The organism is Pseudomonas sp. LPH60, from assembly GCF_030718165.1.
Taxonomy (GTDB): Bacteria; Pseudomonadota; Gammaproteobacteria; order Pseudomonadales; family Pseudomonadaceae; genus Aquipseudomonas; species Aquipseudomonas danubii.
Genome location: NZ_JAVAJH010000002.1, coordinates 471,350 through 488,386, shown reverse-complemented (window position 1 = coordinate 488,386; position 17,037 = coordinate 471,350). Strand labels below are relative to the sequence as shown.

The following is a 17,037-nucleotide window of genomic DNA, read 5'->3' as shown; positions in this document are numbered from 1 at the left end:
ATTGTAGCGCCGCGTCAGTTCAGGTAAGGGGACCAGGACGGTTCTCTGACTTCGCCTTGAGCGGTAGGAAGCGGGAGCCTCACACGTCCATTAATGGACACGAGCATCAAGACTCCCCGGCCCTGCTGGCGGGTGGCGTAGATTACCATGGTGCCGTTGGGCGCAACAGTAGCTGACTCATCAAGGTTGGTGTCTGTAAGGATTTTTACGCTACCGCGCTGCAAATCCTGAGCCGCCACCCGGAAGTTGGTGAAACCATCCTGGCGGTGAATCATTACCAGGGTCTTTTCGTCAGCAGAAAGTTTCGGGTTGGCGTTGTAGTTACCAATAAAGGTCACACGCTCGGCGCCACCACCGTTGATATTGCTTTTATAGACCTGCGGCTTGCCGCCACGGTCGGATGTGAAATAGATGGTGGAACCATCCTTGCCCCAGAACGGCTCGGTATTGATGCCCGGGCCACTGGTGACACGGCTGATTTGCCGGGATGCCATGTTCATCACATAGATATCCGGGTTGCCATCCTTGGACAGCACGAATGCCAGGCGGCTGCCATCAGGCGACCAGGCAGGTGCACCGTTCAAGCCTTCGAAGTTGGTGATCTGCTCACGACGCCCGGTATCGATGTGCTGGACGAAGATGCGCGGACGCTTCTGCTCGAAGGACACGTACGCAATGCGCTTGCCATCCGGAGCAAAACGCGGCGACAGAATCGGCTCGCGGGACTGCAACAGAGTCACGGCCCGCGCACCGTCGTAGTCCGAACGCTGCAGGGTGTAACGGGTGTTGTTCACCGAAAAGCGCTCAGCCGTCACATACAGCAGGCGCGTCGAGAACGCGCCCTTGATGCCGGTGAGCTTTTCAAAGGACTGATCGGAAATGTAGTGCGACATGTCACGCAACTGATCGACGCTGCCCGACACGCTACCGGTCAGCACTTGCTGCTCGGTGGCGACGTTGAACAGTGCGTATTGCACCTGCAGGCGACCACCCGCTGGAACAATGCTGCCGACCATCACGTACTGCGCGCCCAGGGCTTTCCAGTCACGGAAGATGACTTCGCTGGCCTGGGTCGGCAGGCTGATCATGTTCTGCTTGGGGATAGGTGCGTAGTAACCCGAGTTGCGCAGGTCGTCACCGATGATCTGCGCCATGTCGTCCGGCAGCACGCTACCGCCCTGCCAGCCAAACGGCACTACCGCGATCGGAGTGGCCCGATCACTGCCGCTGGTGACCAGAATGTTTTTTTCATCCGCTGCCGCTATCCCTGCCATACAGCAAATAACGACAAGCATTCCTCGAAGAAGGTTTCTCACAAGGCTAGATCCTCAGGTGTGAATGTCATCTTGAATGAACGATAGGGAGCGAAGTCCTTCGGACTCAAACCCTGCATTTCTGTCAAACGCCCAATATTCTTGACTGCCGCCACCGCCGAAGCGTCGAACGGACCATCACCACTGGACTTGATCACGCTAACCGTAGTCACCGTGCCATCAGGCAACATGCCGATCCGCAGTTCCACCGTCATGCCCTTGCGCGCCGAAGGAGGACGAGCCCAGCCTTCCGCTGCACGGATACGAATCAGGTCATCGAAACTGCCCGCGACACTGTCCCCCACCTCATCCGACTTCGTGGCTTCACGCTCCGGCGTATCGGATAGCAAGTCTGCCAGGGCCTGAGCCTTTTTCTCTTCGGCAGATTTGCGCGCTGCTTCCTGGGCCTTTTTCTTCGCGGCGTCGGCAGCAGCTTTTTTCTTCGCATCCTCAGCGATCTTTTTCTTCGCCTCGTCAGCTTCAGCTTTCTTCTTCGCGTCTTCCGCGGCTTTCTTCTTCGCGTCTTCGACGATTTTCTTCTTCGCTTCTTCAGCGGCCTTTTTCTTGGCCTCTTCTTCCGCGGCTTTCTTGGCTTCTTCTTCGGCTTTCTTCTTGGCTACATCAGCCAATTGCTTCTCTTCAGCCTTCTTGGCTTCCGCAGCTTTCTTGGCTTCATCAGCCTTCTTCGCCTCGTCAGCTTTCTTGGCTTCATCGGCCTTTTTCGCTTCCGCGGCCTTTTGAGCAGCCTCTTCTTTCTTTTGTTCCGCAGCCTTGATCTCTTCCTGCTCGACCTTCTTCTGCTCCAACTGCTCGGCTTCGGTCTGACGCGCGGCGGATTTCTTCGCCTCACCCGCAATTTTTTGATTGGTCTGGGTGGTCGCCGGGCTCTTGGATTTCAGCTGATACAGGGTCGCCTGGACGATCGGCTTGGCCGGGGGCAATTCCGGGGTCATGGCGAAGCTGACGAACAGCATGCCAAACACCAGCACGTGCAGGGCGATTGCCCAGACACTAGGCCAGAAGTAGCTTTCCGAGGCGGACGGCTCTCGCTGTTGGTGCATCAGGGCGCCTCGGTAATCAAGCCAACGTTACCGACTCCGGCTTTCTGCAGGCCGCCCATGGCACCCATCACGGCGCCGTAGTCGACGGATTTATCACCGCGAATGAACACCTGGGTGTGTTTGCCGCCTTCGTTGCCGGCACGGATGATCTTGGTCACCGCGTCGGTCATCTGCGGCAAGGTCATCGCCTTGTCCTGTTGCTTTTCGGTGTCGACTTCACTGCCAAGGTTCCAGTAGTAGGTCTTGTCAGCCTTGATCGAAATGGTCAGTACCTGGGTGTTGTTGTCCTGGGGCAAGGCTTCACTGGAAACCTTGGGCAGATCAACTTTCACGCCCTGGTTGAGCATCGGCGCGGTCACCATGAAGATAACCAGCAGTACCAACATCACGTCGATGTAGGGCACCACGTTCATCTCGGCAACCGGCTTGCGTTTGTGGCGAACTCGGGCCATTGGGTTTACCTGCTCACTCTTCGCTGGTGTGCACTTTACGGTGCAGGATCGCCTGGAACTCGTCGGCGAAGGTGTAGTAGCGGCTGATCAGCGTCTCGCCACGAGCGGCGAAACGGTTGTAGGCGATCACCGCCGGGATGGCCGCGAACAGGCCGATGGCCGTAGCGATCAGGGCTTCGGCGATACCCGGGGCCACAGTGGCCAGGGTCGCTTGCTGTGCCTGAGCCAGGCCGCGGAAGGAGTTCATGATCCCCCAGACAGTACCGAACAGACCGATGTACGGGCTGACCGAACCGACGGTGGCGAGGAACGGCAGGCTCTGTTCGAGCTTTTCTTCTTCGCGGGAAATCGCTACACGCATGGCGCGGGCCACGCCTTCCATGACCGCTTCAGGATCGACGCCTGGTTGCTGGCGCAGACGGGAGAACTCCTTGAAACCGGCACGGAAGATCTGCTCTACGCCCGAATCCGGGTCAGGGTTGCTGCCCGCCTGACGGTACAGCTTGGACAGGTCGATACCGGACCAGAAGCGCTCTTCGAAGCTCTCCAGGGCACGTCGACCGGCGCGCAGCAGGTTGCTGCGCTGAAAGATCATGATCCATGAAGTCACCGATGCGGCAACCAGGGTCAGCATTACCAACTGCACTACAACGCTGGCATTGCTGACCAGGCTCCACATGGAGGAATGGTCGACGACGTTAGCTTCCACGCTTTATCTCCTGCTCTGAGTGTGTACCCGCGCTGCTCTCGTCGGCAAAGGCCGTACGCAGAGCGTCTGGAATGGCGCGGGGTTTGAAAGTGTCGGCGCGCACACAGGCCACCAAAAACTGCCCTTCACAGAGCAGCGCATTATCCGTGGATCGCCTGACCTGCTGAGTGAAGCGCAGGCTGACCCGGTTCAATTCGGTGACTTGGGCACTGACCAGAAGCTCGTCGTCCAGTCGCGCCGGCGCGTGATAACGCGCTTCGCTGGAATGCACGACGAATAACAGGTTCTCCCCTGCCAGCTGCGATTGGGCAAAGCCCAAGTGTCGTAGCCGCTCGGTTCGAGCCCGCTCCATAAACTTAAGGTAATTAACGTAATACACGATGCCGCCAGCATCGGTGTCCTCGTAATAAACGCGACAACGATGTGCGAACGGCTCAAGCCCGTTTTGCGCGCGCATACTCTAGTGCTTACTCCTCAGGTTGCCAATCCGGCCAGGCAACTGTTTTTTCATTCTTGAACGACTTTTCGTGAAGTTTTAACGACGCCAGTCCCTAGGACAGCACAAACCCCGAATAAATCGACAAGGCGCGGGTTACTAATCGTCCACGGCATCGAGGAATTCGTCTACCACGGGCATGTCCCCCATTCGTGACGGAATGTTTAGACCGAAGTGCAGGTACGCATGCCGGGTCACCACACGACCACGAGGGGTACGCATGATGTAGCCCTGCTGGATCAGGTACGGTTCCAGCACATCCTCGATGGTATGACGCTCTTCGCTGATGGCCGCAGCCAGGCTGTCGACCCCTACCGGGCCACCGTCGAACTTCTCGATCATGGTCAGCAGTAGACGCCGGTCCTGGTGGTCGAAGCCACGCTCATCAACGTCCAGCAGGTTCAGTGCCAGATCAGCGATCGGCTTGGTGATATGGCCCTTGGCTCGCACTTCGGCAAAATCCCGCACCCGGCGCAATAGCCGATTGGCGATCCGCGGAGTACCCCGGGCACGCCGAGCCACCTCGAAGGCGCCCTCCGGGTCCAACGGCAAGCCGAGAATGCCGGCGGAACGACTGACAATGGTCGCCAGATCCGCCGTGCTGTAGAACTCCAGGCGCTGGACGATACCGAAACGATCGCGCAACGGGTTGGTCAGCATCCCCGCACGCGTGGTCGCCCCCACCAGAGTGAACGGCGGCAGGTCCAGTTTGATCGAGCGCGCCGCAGGGCCTTCGCCGATCATGATGTCGAGCTGGAAGTCCTCCATGGCCGGGTACAGCACTTCCTCGACGATCGGCGACAGCCGATGAATCTCGTCGATAAACAGTACGTCATGGGGTTCAAGATTGGTCAGCAGCGCCGCCAGATCACCGGGGCGCTCCAGCACCGGGCCGGAAGTGCTCTTGATCGATACCCCCATTTCCTCGGCAATGATGTTGGCCAGGGTGGTCTTGCCCAACCCCGGAGGGCCGAAGATCAAGGTGTGATCCAAAGACTCGTTGCGCCCGCGGGCCGCCTGGATGAACAGCTCCATCTGCTCGCGCACGCTAGGCTGGCCAATATAGTCGGCCAGACTGACTGGACGAATCGCCCGGTCCTGGATTTCCTCGCGCTCACGGGGGCCCGTGGCGGCGATCAGACGGTCAGCTTCAATCACTTAAATCATTCCCTTCAGGGCTCGGCGGATCATGTCTTCACTGCTCAAGCCTTTGTCTTTGATCGCGGAAACCGCCTTGCTGGCTTCCTGCGGCTTGTAGCCCAGGGAGATCAGCGCACTGACCGCATCCGACTCGGCGCTGGCCACCGGCACCGGCGCATCCGGCTGGTTCGGCACCAGGGCAAACATGCTCGGTACGGCTTCCCAGGCTTTGAAGCGGTCCTTGAGCTCCACCAGCAAGCGCTCGGCGGTTTTCTTGCCGACCCCGGGCACCTTGGTCAAGGCCGAGGTGTCCTGGGCCTGCACGCAACGCACCAGCTCATCCACCTCAAGGCTGGACATCAAGGCCAGGGCCAGTTTCGGGCCCACACCGTTGAGACGGATCAACTCGCGGAAAAAGTCTCGCTCGCGCTTGCTGGCGAAGCCGTAGAGTAACTGCGCATCCTCGCGGACGACCAAATGGGTGTGCAAGGTCAGGGGTTCGCCGACCGACGGCAGGCGATACAGGGTGGTCATCGGCACTTCGACTTCATACCCCAGCCCATTTACATCAAGAATCAGGTGCGGCGGCTGTTTCTCAGCCAGAGTGCCGCGCAAGCGTCCAATCACGTTTCAGATCCTTAGGCGATGGCCAGCCCGCAGCTGGCGACTCACAGAGCAAGCGTGCGGGCCGGGGACTCGGCCGCGCAACGCTCCACTCCTAAAATGACTGCGCTGATGCTATCAGAGACGCAAGCGACCGCCACGACTGCGTGCCGTTCCCAGCCCATGAGGCAGCAGACTGGAACGGGTGTGGGCGTGACAGATGGCGATGGCCAGGGCGTCCGAGGCATCGATCTGCGGCTTGGTGGTCAATTTGAGCAGGTGCATGACCATCATTTGCACCTGTTCCTTATTGGCGCCACCGGTACCGGCCACGGCCTGCTTGACCTGGGTGGCGGTGTACTCGGCAATCTCCAGTCCTTCTTCGGCGCCGGCGACAATCGCCGCGCCACGTGCCTGACCGAGCTTCAGCGCCGAGTCGGCATTGCGCGCCATGAACACCTTCTCGATCCCCATGGTCACCGGACCGTAGGTCTGGATGACCTCACGAACACCGCGATAGACGATCTGCAGCCGTTCGGGCAATTCGCCGGCGCCGGTACGGATGCAACCGGAGGCCACGTACACACAGCCGCGCCCCGTGTCTCGAACCACGCCATAGCCGGTAATGCGCGAACCGGGGTCGATGCCAAGAATAAGAGTCATAACGCCTGCTGCTTGAATAAAGAGGCTTGCCGGCCACGACCGGAACAGCGAAAAGGCAGAAGCCGGAGGCACCCCGCCACGTAACACTCGCGGCTTCGCACATCCGGCCTCAAGGTTAGTGCAGTTGAATCAGCCGAGCTGCTCGGCAACCGACTCAGGAATATCGGCGTTGGAATAGACGTTCTGCACGTCATCCAGGTCTTCCAGCATGTCGATCAGCTTGAGAACCTTTTCCGCGCCTTCCAGATCCAGTTCGGCACTGGTGGTGGGCAGCATGACGATTTCTGCGTCCGCAGCAGTGAAACCTGCCGCTTCCAGGGCATTGCGCACGCCATAGAAACCGGCGAACGAGGTGAACACGTCGATGGAACCGTCTTCGTTGGTGACCACGTCGTCGGCATCGGCTTCCATCGCCGCTTCCATCAGCGCGTCTTCATCGACACCTTCGGCGAAGGTGATCTGCCCCTTGCGCTCGAACAGATAGGCCACCGAACCGTCGGTGCCCAGATTGCCGCCGCACTTGCTGAAGGCATGACGAACAGCAGCCGCTGTACGGTTGCGGTTGTCGGTCATGCATTCGACCATCACCGCCACGCCGTTGGGGCCGTAACCTTCATAAGTCAGCTCGACCACGTCGTCGCTGCCGGCAGCGCCGGTGCCACGGGCGATGGCACGATCGATGATGTCGCGACTCATGTTGGCGCCCAGGGCCTTGTCCAGGGCCAGGCGCAGGCGTGGATTGGAGTTCGGATCGCCACCGCCCTGGCGGGCGGCAACAGTCAGCTCACGAATCCACTTGGTGAAGATCTTGCCTCTCTTGGCATCCTGACGCTCTTTGCGGTGCTTGATGTTCGCCCACTTGGAATGACCTGCCATAACTTGCTCCAAATTCTCTTTGAAACATCGCCCGTGCCACTTGGCGGGTACGGGCAACAAAAACTCGACCCATAGAAAAAGCGCACCCGAAGGTGCGCCTTATCGGGCCGGCTTATTCAGCCTTAGGCTGTTCACGCAGACGGATGTGCAGCTCGCGCAGAGCCTTGGCATCCACCAGACCCGGTGCCTGAGTCATGACGCAGGCCGCGCTCTGGGTTTTCGGGAAGGCGATCACTTCACGGATCGACTGGGCGCCGGTCATCAGCATCACCAGACGGTCCAGACCGAAGGCCAGGCCACCGTGCGGCGGCGCGCCGTATTTGAGGGCGTCCAGCAGGAAGCCGAACTTCTCTTCCTGCTCGGCTTCGCTGATACCCAGCAGGCGGAACACCGCTTGCTGCATTTCCTTGCGGTGGATACGGATCGAACCGCCACCCAGCTCGGTGCCGTTCAGAACCATGTCGTAAGCGCGCGACAGAGCGGTAGCCGGGTTGGCTTCCAGCTCTTCAGGCGAGCATTTCGGTGCGGTGAACGGGTGGTGCAAGGCGGTGAAGCTACCGTCGTCGTTCTCTTCGAACATCGGGAAGTCGACTACCCACATCGGAGCCCATTCGCAGGTCAGCAGGTTCAGGTCGTGACCGAGCTTGATGCGCAGGGCGCCCAGGGCTTCGCTGACGATCTTGGCCTTGTCGGCACCAAAGAACACGATATCGCCGTCGACCGCACCCACGCGATCCAGGATCACGTTCAGGTTGGCTTCCGGAATGTTTTTCACGATCGGCGATTGCAGGCCTTCAACACCCTTGGCGCGCTCGTTGACCTTGATGTACGCCAGGCCCTTGGCACCGTAGATGCCGACAAACTTGGTGTAATCATCGATCTGCTTGCGCGGCATGCTCGCCCCGCCAGGAACGCGCAGGGCGGCGATACGGCATTTCGGATCGTTGGCCGGGCCGCTGAAGACCTTGAATTCCACTTCCTTGAGCTGGTCGGCAACGTCCACCAGTTCCAGCGGGTTGCGCAGGTCCGGCTTGTCGGAACCGTAGCGACGCATGGCTTCTTCAAAGGTCATGTGCGGGAATTCGCCGAACTCCAGACCCAGCACTTCCTTGAACAGGTTGCGGATCATGCCTTCGGTCAGGCCCATGATGTCTTTTTCGTCGAGGAAGCTGGTCTCGATGTCGATCTGAGTGAACTCAGGCTGACGGTCGGCACGCAGGTCTTCGTCACGGAAGCACTTGGCGATCTGGTAGTAGCGGTCGAAGCCGGCCACCATCAGCAACTGTTTGAACAGCTGTGGCGATTGCGGCAGGGCGAAGAAGCTGCCGGCGTGGGTACGGCTCGGCACCAGATAGTCGCGGGCGCCTTCCGGAGTGGCGCGAGTCAGGATCGGGGTTTCCACGTCGAGGAAACCGTTCTCGTCCAGGTAGCGACGGATGCTGGTGGTCATGCGCGAACGCAGACGCAGCTTCTCGGCCATTTCCGGACGGCGCAGGTCGATAAAGCGATAGCGCAGACGGGTTTCTTCACCCACGTCGGAGTATTCGTTGAGCGGGAACGGCGGGGTTTCCGCTTCGTTCAGCACTTCCAGCTCGTAGCCCAGGACTTCGATCATGCCCGAAGCCATGTTGGCGTTGCCGGCACCGGCCGGGCGCAGACGCACCTTGCCGGTGATCTTGACTACGTATTCACTGCGCACGCGGTCGGCGGCGGCGAAGGTTTCAGCGCGGTCCGGGTCGAACACCACCTGGGCCAGACCTTCACGATCACGGATATCGAGGAAAATCACTCCGCCATGGTCACGGCGACGGTGGACCCATCCGCAAAGGGTTACTTCCTGACCTTCCAGGCTTTCGTTCAGTTGGCCGCAATAATGGCTGCGCATCATGGTAGTGGTTTCACTTCTCGTAATTCGAAATTCGATGGAGGCCTTGCGCACCTCAAGGTGCCGGATAGTGCAAGAACTCGCGCGTGTCGTTCAACTTAGTCAGCTTTGTCGCCACCGGCCAGATTCTTCTTGGAGCCGGTCTTGAAGTCGGTTTCATACCAGCCGGTACCGCTGAGGCGGAAACCAGGCATGGACAGCATCTTTTTCAGCTCAGGCGCCTGGCAGGCAGGGCAGTCGACCAGCGGCGCGGCGCTGATCTTTTGAATGGCTTCCAACTGATGACCACAGGAAGCGCATTGGTAGTCGTACATGGGCATGGGGGGCGTCTCGGCGATCCAGATTACTGCTTGAACTACAGCCAGAGCCCACGCCAAAGCTCGGGCTACTTAGCAAAGAGCGGGATTATATCCATTAAATCGGCCCTGTGCAGCCGTATGACCATATAGATAGCGGACGCTGTGAAAAGGCGCGAATGACGCCCGGGGCGCCATTCGCGATTACAGGCTTAACGATTTTCCAGCAGAGAACGCAGCATCCATGCGGTTTTTTCATGCACCTGCATACGTTGGGTCAGCAGATCCGCTGTCGGTTCATCGCTGACCTTGTCCAGCAACGGAAAGATGCCGCGGGCGGTGCGGGTTACCGCTTCCTGACCGGCCACCAGCTGCTTGATCATTTCTTCAGCCGCCGGCACGCCCTCCTCCTCCTTGATCGAGGACAGTCGGGCATAAATGGAATAGGCACCCGGAGCCGGGAAGCCCAAGGCACGGATACGTTCGGCAATCAGGTCGACGGCCAGGGCCAGTTCGTTGTATTGCTCCTCGAACATCAGGTGCAGAGTACGAAACTGTGGACCGGTGACGTTCCAATGGAAGTTATGGGTTTTCAGGTACAACACGTAGGTATCCGAAAGCAGACGGGAAAGGCCGTCGACGATGGATTTACGATCTTCTTCGCTGATACCGATATCAATTGCCATGTTTCTCTCCGTTAACGGGATGGGTTCACCCAATCAGCTGCCGGACCACTCTAGCAAGAGTACTGCTCGCTCGCCGACCAGGATCGTCGATCAGCCTGCGGTGGATTGTCTCGCGGCCCAGCCAAGGCGTTTAAGCCTTGAGTTCGAGCCAATTTCGACAGCAGGGAAAAACCGACGTTCCTTGGCAAACCCTCTGCCATCCGTCTAGAACAGGCCTTTGCCCAATACTGCGAACCCACCGCCTGAGCCACGGCATTTGCGCCCCCCGCCAACGTGCCGCTGCTGATTTGAGAAGGCCTGGGCTTTGCTGTTAAATAGAGCCCGTGTCGCTGTTGCCTATTTCTTTGGCCAGCGCGCATAGGCTGACACCGCGTACGTAACCACCGCCTCACCTATTTGTTCAGAAGCGAACCGTGCGTAATCAGCTCTTCCTTGTGCTTCCTTCTTAACGTGAGTTAATCAAAATGTTGAAAATAGTCCACCTGCTGACAGGCATTGCAGCTCTGCTGCTGTCCTTGATTCCGAGCCTTAGATCCGACGCAATTCCCTACCTGCAACAACCCGATGCTATTTACCTGGCCCTTTTCGGCCTGCTCAACCTGATCCTCGCTCCAGTTATCCCTTACTGGAACAAAGGCTCGCGCCATCATCTGCAGAACCTGGTCAGTGCCCTGCTGGTGCTGGTTGTGGTCCTGCAAACCCTCACCCTGCTGGCACCCATGCCTGTCATTGGCGGCCAACCGGCAGTCCTGGCCAGTTTGTTGATCGCTGTGCTCGCCGTGGCCCTGCATCTGGCCATCAGCTTTTACAAGTCCTCACCGGCGGCCTCCACCGCGCCTACTTACGACATGAGCAATCGCGATACCGGCACCGTGAAGTGGTTCAACACCTCCAAGGGTTTCGGCTTTATCTCCCGGGACTCCGGGGACGATATCTTCGTGCACTTTCGCGCCATTCGCGGAGAAGGCCACCGTGTCCTGGTAGAAGGCCAGCGCGTAGAGTTTTCGGTGATGAACCGCGACAAGGGCCTGCAAGCCGAAGATGTCATCGCCGCATTGCCACGCCGCTGATCCACGCCCACAAAAAAACCGCGCCAAGGCGCGGTTTTTTTATGCATCAAAGACACCTGCTCTCCCTCAATAATGTGGCGGCGGCGCCTCCTCCTCGAAAGATTCGAACTGCCCGACCATTTCTTCCTGACGCTTGAGCAAGGCACTCATCTGCAACTGCAGGCGTTCCACAACCTTCTGTTGCGATACCAGCACATCGTTCAAGGCTTGAATGGTGTCATCCTGGAACGCCAGACGGCTCTCCAGATCGGTTACACGTTCTTCCAGACTCATAGCTCAGTCCTCCAGAAACTGGAAATCATCGGCCAACACCACCCGCAACCGATCACGGATCGCCTCAACCTGCTGCGCACTATAAGGCTTGGCCGGATGCTTGCCCCAAACCGGCGCGGGCCAGGCGGCATCATCACGCTTACGCACGATCACATGCATATGCAACTGGCTGACCACATTACCCAGGGTCGCCACATTCATCTTGTCGGCGTCGAAGGCGTCCTTGAGCACTTCAGCCAGAGCCGTGGTTTCCCGCCACAGTTGCTGCTGGTCGGTGACATCCAGCTGAAACAACTCACTGATATCTTCCCGACGTGGTACCAGGATGAACCAGGGATAGTTTGCATCATTGGACAGCAACAACCGGCAGAGGGGGAAATCCCCGATGGGCAATGTGTCTTGTTGCAGCCGTGAATCTAAAGTGAACACCGCGCTTACTCCCGCTCAACTCATTCCAGCCTGGTTTTCAGCATCAACGGCACTGGCCAGGCGACAGACGCGCAGCATACCTGCGAATGCATCGGGCTTCATGATCAATGAGCCTGAGCCCGGATAGCGCCCCCGCACCACTTGGCAAGGAGCCACCTCAATGCAAGAGCCACGCCCCACAGCAGGACACTTTCCGGCGCTTCGCACCATTTGCGTACAAGGCACAGGAAACACCCGAAAAGTGACTGGCCAAGCCATTGATGTTCCTCACCCTACTTGCCCATGACTGTATGAACCGTGCACAGCGTTGCAAAAGTTTTGCACCAGAATCGTACAGACGGTCTACGCTGGAATCCTCAAGCATCCGCCGTCTACTCACTTTGCAGTGTGCGGCGGTAACGTTTTGGCACGCTGTGCAACTTATTGCACAGCCCTGCACCAGGAAGAGCATGGCGTCAAGCCAAACAAAAAGACGCTTGGAAGAGCGATTTTATGCGGTTTTTACAGGTCAGCATGCCGCCCAGCAGAAAAAATACGGGGCAAAATCGGTTTGTGCACGCTTGTTGCATTCAACCCGACATTGTCTGCGGCGGACCACCCGAAGTGGCCCGTCACAGACTCATAATAATAGTGGCAGGGTTGCCCCGCGGTGCTTTGTAGAGTGTGTACATGGGGGGCTCAATTCCTCGTGATATTGCTTCGAAGAACACTGCATAAGTTGTTGGTCCGGATACAGACTGGCTGCAGAATTGCGACACCAATCGAGCAATTTGCGACAGGGTCGTAAAGAAGCTGAAAGGATAGATAGGCAAGTATCGCCAACATTGTCAGCGTGATATAAGTTTGCGCCGACACAAAAAGAAAGAGCCGCCCAGATAATAAAACAGGTGGGACGGCAGTACTCTTCTAAAACCAAAGGAGCAAATCACGATGCGCGTGATGAAGTGGAGCATGATCGCCCTGGCTGTATCAGCAGGCACCTCGCAGTTCGCAATCGCGTCCTCCCAGGACGACGCAAAGGGCTTTATCGAAGACAGCACCCTGACCGCGAAAACCCGTGCGATGTACATGAACCGTGACTATAAAGACGGCGTGGGCAACGTACGTCGTGGTAACGGTACTTACACCACTGGCACCGACGATAAAACCAGCGGCTACCGTCAAGACACCGGCATCAGCGAGTTGCTCAACTATCAATCCGGCTTCACCCAAGGCACCGTCGGTGTTGGTGTCGATGCCATGGCCATGGGCAGCGTGAAACTCGACGGCGGCGCAGGTCGTGCCGGTAACGGTCTGTTCGCCACCAATGGTTCCGGCGAACCGGAAAACACCCAGTCCAAACTGGGCGCAGCAGCGAAATTCCGCATCTCCGACACCGTTCTGAAATACGGCAACCAGTTCGTATCCAGCCCAGTCTTCACCACCGACGACGGCCGCCTGCTGCCTGAAGTCGCCACCGGTACCCTGATCACCAGCAACGAGATCAAAGGTCTGGAACTGAGCGCCGGTCGCTTCACCGCTCTAAGCGCGCAAACTGGCATGGGCCGTGACAGCATCAACGGTCGCAGCCGTGTCACAGGCAAGCAAAACCCAGGGCTGAGCGCAGCGAACATCGCTGGTTTCACCTACTCGGGTCTTGAGAACTTCATTTTCGCCGTGCACGCCTCCGACGTTGAAGACTACTGGAAGAAGCAGTACGTCAACGTCAACTACACCCTGCCGCTGAGCGACAAACAGTCGCTGAACTTCGACTTCAACGGCTACCGCAGCAAGGACGACGGCAAGAAGCTGGCCGGCGACCTGGACAACCGCGTCTGGAGCCTGGCAGCCGCCTATAGCATCGAAGCCCACAAGTTCACCCTGGCCTTCCAGCAGTCCGCTGGTAAAACCGGCTACAACTACGGCGTCGACGGTGGCGGTACCGTTTACGTAGCCAACTCCGTGCAGATCTCCGACTTCGTTGGTGAAGATGAGAAATCCTGGCAGGCGCGCTACGACCTGAACATGGCCTCCTTTGGTGTACCAGGCCTGAGCTTCATGACCCGCTACATTCGTGGCAGCAACGTTACCGTTGCTGACTCCAGCGATGGTAAAGAGCACGAATGGGACGTAGAAGCCAAGTACGTACTTCAGGAAGGCCCGGCCAAGGACCTGTCCTTCCGTCTGCGTAACGCGATCTATCGTGGCACCAACAGCGACTACCGCGCGACTAACTACGACAACCTGAACGACCTGCGCCTGATCGTTGAGTACCCACTGAGCATCTTGTAATTTCAGTGCTCAGCTGAATACGCTAACACGCAGTTAAAATAAAGACCGCCGTCCTGAATCAGGGCGGCGGTTTTTTATGCTTGCAAAAGCACTGACGACGAACAGCAAACTTAATAGCAAGCTAACTAAGAAAACAGACATCAATAGTTGATGTTCGCTGATACTGGTTACAACTTGATAGCTATCAATGGCCGCCCCCTGAAACCAACAAGGGGCCGATAGCCCCTTGTCTTGAACAGCATTAGTTGACTGTACGGCCAACTTTTGAAACTGACTTACTACACAGCGGCTTCCTGAACCACACGAATCACTCGCTGCGGGAAGGGAATATCGATTCCAGCTGCCTTCAAGCGATCACGGGACAGTTCATTGAACTGGAACATTACGTCCCAGTAGTCCTCAGTCTTGACCCAAACCCGCAGCGACAGGGTAATCGCGCTGTCTCCAAGAGTGGACACCACAGCTACCGGTGCAGGATCGGCCAGCACACGTTCGTCTTTCGCCAACTCCAGCAGCACCTCGCGGGCTTTCTGCAGATCCGCGTCGTAGTCCACACCCACGTCGAACACTACCTTGCGGGTCGGCTGACGGTTGTAGTTGGTAATAATGCCGTTGGACAGGTTGCCGTTAGGCACGATCACCGTCTTGTTGTCACCGGTACGCAACACGGTGTGGAAGATCTGAATGCTGTCCACGCTACCGCTGATGCCCTGGGCTTCAATGAAGTCGCCAATACGAAATGGGCGGAACAGCAGGATCAGCACCCCGCCGGCGAAGTTCGCCAGGCTGCCTTGCAAGGCCAGGCCGATGGCCAGACCGGCAGCACCGATCGCGGCGACGAAAGAGGTGGTTTCGACACCAATCATCGAGGCCACGCTGACGATCAGCAGCACTTTGAGAATGATGTTGGCCAAGCTGCTGATAAAACCCTGCAACGCCAGGTCGGCATTGCGCAGCGCCAGCAGCTTGCCCACTTTATGAGTCAGTTTGTTGATCAGCCACCAGCCGATGGCCAGAGTGATGACCGCCAGCAGCACCCGGCTGCCGTATTCCATGATCATGGGAATCCAGGCTTGGGAAGCCCGGACCAGGTTGTCTACTTCAGCGTTCAAATCCATCTATCTCTCCAGATTCCCGGGGTTGCGGCGTGCATGACTGACCGGCAGAACGACCGGCTCACCTGGAGCTCAATCGTTTCTGCCATAGCTCCGGCCTCGGACGCCAAAAAGCTCTAGAGGTTCCCGGAGAAGTGGGTCAGTCGCGGAAGTTGTTGAACTGCAGCGGCATGCCGAATTCCTTGGCACGCAGAGCAGCGATGGCCTCTTGCAGGTCGTCGCGCTTCTTGCCGGTAACCCGTACCTGCTCGCCTTGAATCGCCGCCTGCACTTTCAGCTTGGCATCCTTGATATGGGCGACGATCTTCTTCGCCAGCTCTTTATCGATGCCTTCCTTTAATACGGCTTCCTGCTTCATCACCTTGCCCGAGGCAAAAGCGTCCTTGACCTCCAGGCACTGCACGTCGATCTTGCGCTTGACCAGGGCCAGCTTGAGGATCTCGATCATGGCCTCAAGCTGGAATTCAGCTTCGGCGGTCAGGTTGACAGTCAGTTCCTTGTCCTTGAACTCGAAGCTGCCCTTGCCCTTGAGGTCATAACGGCGATCCAGTTCCTTGACGGCGTTTTCCACCGCGTTGGTGACTTCGTGCTTGTCCAGTTCGGATACCACGTCAAACGACGGCATGTAATCTCTCCAAATAAAAAGGGGCGCTGTTCAAAACATCGAACACGCCCGGCTTGCGGTTAAAATCCGCGCTCATTATAACGGGTCTTTCCACTCCTTCACCGCGCGCCCTTTGCGGGGCTGCGAAACAGAGCGAAAACTTGATGTCCACGACCTGGCATGTTCTCGGCGCCGGCAGCCTCGGCACCTTGTGGGCCACCCGCCTGGCCCGCGCCGGCTTGCCCGTGCGCCTGATCCTGCGCGATCAGTCACGCCTGCAGGCCTATCAGGCGGCAGGCGGCCTGACCCTGGTGGAGCAGGGCCAAAGCAGCTTGCAGGCCATACCCGGGGAAACCTGCGATAGCACCGCCCCCATCCATCGCCTGCTGCTGGCGTGCAAGGCCTACGACGCCGAAGCCGCGGTAGCAAGCATCGCCCCCCGCCTGGCCCAGGGAGCCGAATTGATCCTGCTGCAAAATGGCCTGGGCAGCCAGGACGCAGTGGCCGCCAGAGTGCCCCAAGCGCGCTGCATTGCCGCCTCCAGCACCGAAGGCGCATTTCGCGACGGTGACTGGCGAGTAGTCTTCGCCGGCCATGGCTACACCTGGCTGGGCGACTCAGGCCACCCTACCCCGCCGATCTGGCTGGATGAGTTGAGCAGCAGTGGCATCCCCCACGAATGGAGCACCCAGATACTGACCCGACTCTGGCGCAAGCTGGCGCTCAATTGTGCGATCAATCCTTTGACGGTGCTGCACGACTGTCGCAACGGCGGCCTGCAGCAACACCAATGCGAAGTGGCAACCTTGTGCGCCGAGCTGAGCGAGTTGCTGCAATGCTGCGGCCAACCTACTGCGGCGCAGAACCTGCAGCAGGAGGTGGAGCGGGTCATCCAGGCCACCGCTGCCAACTACTCCTCGATGCATCAGGATGTGGCCAGTCAACGGCGGACCGAAATCAGCTACTTACTGGGCTACGCCTGCCAGGCCGCCGCCCGTCACCGCTTGCAACTGCCTCATCTGCAACAGTTGCAGCAACGTCTGGTGAGTCACCTGCGTTTACTCGGATTGCCCAGCGACTGAGCAGCGGCTACGC

At 58.4% G+C, this 17,037-nt stretch carries 19 protein-coding genes; 3 read left to right on the top strand and 16 right to left on the bottom strand.

What is annotated here, in order from left to right; translation table 11 throughout:
- Positions 1-14: 14 nt before the first annotated feature.
- The 12 genes from tolB to Q8O96_RS07770 all read right to left on the bottom strand — a co-directional run bounded on the left by tolB (position 15) and on the right by Q8O96_RS07770 (position 10,180).
- Positions 15-1,295: a Tol-Pal system beta propeller repeat protein TolB gene (gene tolB, locus Q8O96_RS07825; RefSeq protein ID WP_170001676.1), complete on the bottom strand. Its 1,281-nt coding sequence runs from the start codon at positions 1,293-1,295 to the stop codon at positions 15-17.
- 17 nt (positions 1,296-1,312) lie between these two features.
- The gene (tolA, locus tag Q8O96_RS07820) at positions 1,313-2,374 is read right to left on the bottom strand and encodes a cell envelope integrity protein TolA (RefSeq protein ID WP_102860559.1); all 1,062 of its coding nucleotides are present in this window, start codon (positions 2,372-2,374) and stop codon (positions 1,313-1,315) included.
- Entirely contained in the window at positions 2,374-2,826 is a 453-nt protein-coding gene (gene tolR, locus Q8O96_RS07815; protein ID WP_011063015.1) for a protein TolR, read from the bottom strand. The genes tolA and tolR overlap by 1 nt, the downstream gene beginning before the upstream one ends.
- Positions 2,827-2,839: 13 nt before the next feature.
- Positions 2,840-3,535 (bottom strand): protein TolQ, encoded by a 696-nt coding sequence (tolQ, locus tag Q8O96_RS07810; protein WP_011063016.1) that lies wholly within the window; start codon positions 3,533-3,535, stop codon positions 2,840-2,842.
- Positions 3,525-3,992, bottom strand: coding sequence for a tol-pal system-associated acyl-CoA thioesterase (ybgC, locus tag Q8O96_RS07805; protein WP_102860558.1), 468 nt, complete (start codon positions 3,990-3,992; stop codon positions 3,525-3,527). The genes tolQ and ybgC overlap by 11 nt, the downstream gene beginning before the upstream one ends.
- A gap of 138 nt (positions 3,993-4,130) precedes the next feature.
- Positions 4,131-5,189 carry a Holliday junction branch migration DNA helicase RuvB gene (ruvB, locus tag Q8O96_RS07800; protein WP_011063018.1) on the bottom strand — a complete coding sequence of 353 codons (1,059 nt, stop codon included), beginning with the start codon at positions 5,187-5,189 and terminating at the stop codon, positions 4,131-4,133.
- Entirely contained in the window at positions 5,190-5,798 is a 609-nt protein-coding gene (gene ruvA / locus Q8O96_RS07795; protein ID WP_123726120.1) for a Holliday junction branch migration protein RuvA, read from the bottom strand.
- Between the two features lie 114 nt (positions 5,799-5,912).
- The gene (gene ruvC / locus Q8O96_RS07790; RefSeq protein WP_016963215.1) at positions 5,913-6,437 is read right to left on the bottom strand and encodes a crossover junction endodeoxyribonuclease RuvC; all 525 of its coding nucleotides are present in this window, start codon (positions 6,435-6,437) and stop codon (positions 5,913-5,915) included.
- A 129-nt stretch (positions 6,438-6,566) separates the two neighbouring features.
- The gene (locus Q8O96_RS07785) at positions 6,567-7,313 is read right to left on the bottom strand and encodes a YebC/PmpR family DNA-binding transcriptional regulator (protein WP_102860556.1); all 747 of its coding nucleotides are present in this window, start codon (positions 7,311-7,313) and stop codon (positions 6,567-6,569) included.
- 112 nt (positions 7,314-7,425) lie between these two features.
- The gene (gene aspS / locus Q8O96_RS07780) at positions 7,426-9,201 is read right to left on the bottom strand and encodes an aspartate--tRNA ligase (protein ID WP_011063022.1); all 1,776 of its coding nucleotides are present in this window, start codon (positions 9,199-9,201) and stop codon (positions 7,426-7,428) included.
- A gap of 95 nt (positions 9,202-9,296) precedes the next feature.
- Entirely contained in the window at positions 9,297-9,518 is a 222-nt protein-coding gene (locus Q8O96_RS07775) for an FmdB family zinc ribbon protein (RefSeq protein ID WP_010457489.1), read from the bottom strand.
- Positions 9,519-9,706: 188 nt separating this feature from the next.
- Positions 9,707-10,180 (bottom strand): Dps family protein, encoded by a 474-nt coding sequence (locus tag Q8O96_RS07770; RefSeq protein WP_011063023.1) that lies wholly within the window; start codon positions 10,178-10,180, stop codon positions 9,707-9,709.
- Between the two features lie 464 nt (positions 10,181-10,644).
- Here Q8O96_RS07770 and Q8O96_RS07765 point away from each other — a divergent pair, with 464 nt between their 5' ends.
- On the top strand, positions 10,645-11,250 hold the full coding sequence (locus tag Q8O96_RS07765; protein WP_102860555.1) for a cold-shock protein: 606 nt from the start codon (positions 10,645-10,647) through the stop codon (positions 11,248-11,250).
- Between the two features lie 66 nt (positions 11,251-11,316).
- Here the strand turns inward: Q8O96_RS07765 and Q8O96_RS07760 are convergent, their stop codons facing one another.
- Positions 11,317-11,523, bottom strand: coding sequence for a SlyX family protein (locus tag Q8O96_RS07760; protein ID WP_102860554.1), 207 nt, complete (start codon positions 11,521-11,523; stop codon positions 11,317-11,319).
- Positions 11,524-11,526: 3 nt separating this feature from the next.
- Positions 11,527-11,952 carry an HIT domain-containing protein gene (locus Q8O96_RS07755; RefSeq protein WP_102860553.1) on the bottom strand — a complete coding sequence of 142 codons (426 nt, stop codon included), beginning with the start codon at positions 11,950-11,952 and terminating at the stop codon, positions 11,527-11,529.
- Positions 11,953-12,882: 930 nt separating this feature from the next.
- On the opposite strand from Q8O96_RS07755, the gene Q8O96_RS07750 reads away from it, so the two are divergent.
- Positions 12,883-14,223 carry an OprD family porin gene (locus Q8O96_RS07750; protein WP_102860552.1) on the top strand — a complete coding sequence of 447 codons (1,341 nt, stop codon included), beginning with the start codon at positions 12,883-12,885 and terminating at the stop codon, positions 14,221-14,223.
- Positions 14,224-14,501: 278 nt separating this feature from the next.
- Here the strand turns inward: Q8O96_RS07750 and Q8O96_RS07745 are convergent, their stop codons facing one another.
- A complete protein-coding gene (locus Q8O96_RS07745) occupies positions 14,502-15,341 on the bottom strand; it encodes a mechanosensitive ion channel family protein (RefSeq protein WP_102860551.1) in 840 nt (279 codons plus the stop codon).
- A gap of 136 nt (positions 15,342-15,477) precedes the next feature.
- On the bottom strand, positions 15,478-15,963 hold the full coding sequence (locus Q8O96_RS07740) for a YajQ family cyclic di-GMP-binding protein (RefSeq protein WP_102860550.1): 486 nt from the start codon (positions 15,961-15,963) through the stop codon (positions 15,478-15,480).
- A 143-nt stretch (positions 15,964-16,106) separates the two neighbouring features.
- Here Q8O96_RS07740 and Q8O96_RS07735 point away from each other — a divergent pair, with 143 nt between their 5' ends.
- A complete protein-coding gene (locus tag Q8O96_RS07735) occupies positions 16,107-17,024 on the top strand; it encodes a putative 2-dehydropantoate 2-reductase (protein ID WP_102860549.1) in 918 nt (305 codons plus the stop codon).
- The last annotated feature ends 13 nt before the right edge of the window (positions 17,025-17,037 follow it).

Bases quoted from the DNA above. Each gene is read 5' to 3' on its own strand.
- tolB (WP_170001676.1), bottom strand. From the start codon at position 1,295: ATGCTTGTCGTTATTTGCTGTATGGCAGGGATAGCGGCAGCGGATGAA.
- tolA (WP_102860559.1), bottom strand. From the start codon at position 2,374: ATGCACCAACAGCGAGAGCCGTCCGCCTCGGAAAGCTACTTCTGGCCT.
- tolR (WP_011063015.1), bottom strand. From the start codon at position 2,826: ATGGCCCGAGTTCGCCACAAACGCAAGCCGGTTGCCGAGATGAACGTG.
- ybgC (WP_102860558.1), bottom strand. From the start codon at position 3,992: ATGCGCGCGCAAAACGGGCTTGAGCCGTTCGCACATCGTTGTCGCGTT.
- ruvC (WP_016963215.1), bottom strand. From the start codon at position 6,437: ATGACTCTTATTCTTGGCATCGACCCCGGTTCGCGCATTACCGGCTAT.
- Q8O96_RS07785 (WP_102860556.1), bottom strand. From the start codon at position 7,313: ATGGCAGGTCATTCCAAGTGGGCGAACATCAAGCACCGCAAAGAGCGT.
- aspS (WP_011063022.1), bottom strand. From the start codon at position 9,201: ATGATGCGCAGCCATTATTGCGGCCAACTGAACGAAAGCCTGGAAGGT.
- Q8O96_RS07775 (WP_010457489.1), bottom strand. From the start codon at position 9,518: ATGCCCATGTACGACTACCAATGCGCTTCCTGTGGTCATCAGTTGGAA.
- Q8O96_RS07770 (WP_011063023.1), bottom strand. From the start codon at position 10,180: ATGGCAATTGATATCGGTATCAGCGAAGAAGATCGTAAATCCATCGTC.
- Q8O96_RS07765 (WP_102860555.1), top strand. From the start codon at position 10,645: ATGTTGAAAATAGTCCACCTGCTGACAGGCATTGCAGCTCTGCTGCTG.
- Q8O96_RS07760 (WP_102860554.1), bottom strand. From the start codon at position 11,523: ATGAGTCTGGAAGAACGTGTAACCGATCTGGAGAGCCGTCTGGCGTTC.
- Q8O96_RS07750 (WP_102860552.1), top strand. From the start codon at position 12,883: ATGCGCGTGATGAAGTGGAGCATGATCGCCCTGGCTGTATCAGCAGGC.
- Q8O96_RS07745 (WP_102860551.1), bottom strand. From the start codon at position 15,341: ATGGATTTGAACGCTGAAGTAGACAACCTGGTCCGGGCTTCCCAAGCC.
- Q8O96_RS07740 (WP_102860550.1), bottom strand. From the start codon at position 15,963: ATGCCGTCGTTTGACGTGGTATCCGAACTGGACAAGCACGAAGTCACC.
- Q8O96_RS07735 (WP_102860549.1), top strand. From the start codon at position 16,107: ATGTCCACGACCTGGCATGTTCTCGGCGCCGGCAGCCTCGGCACCTTG.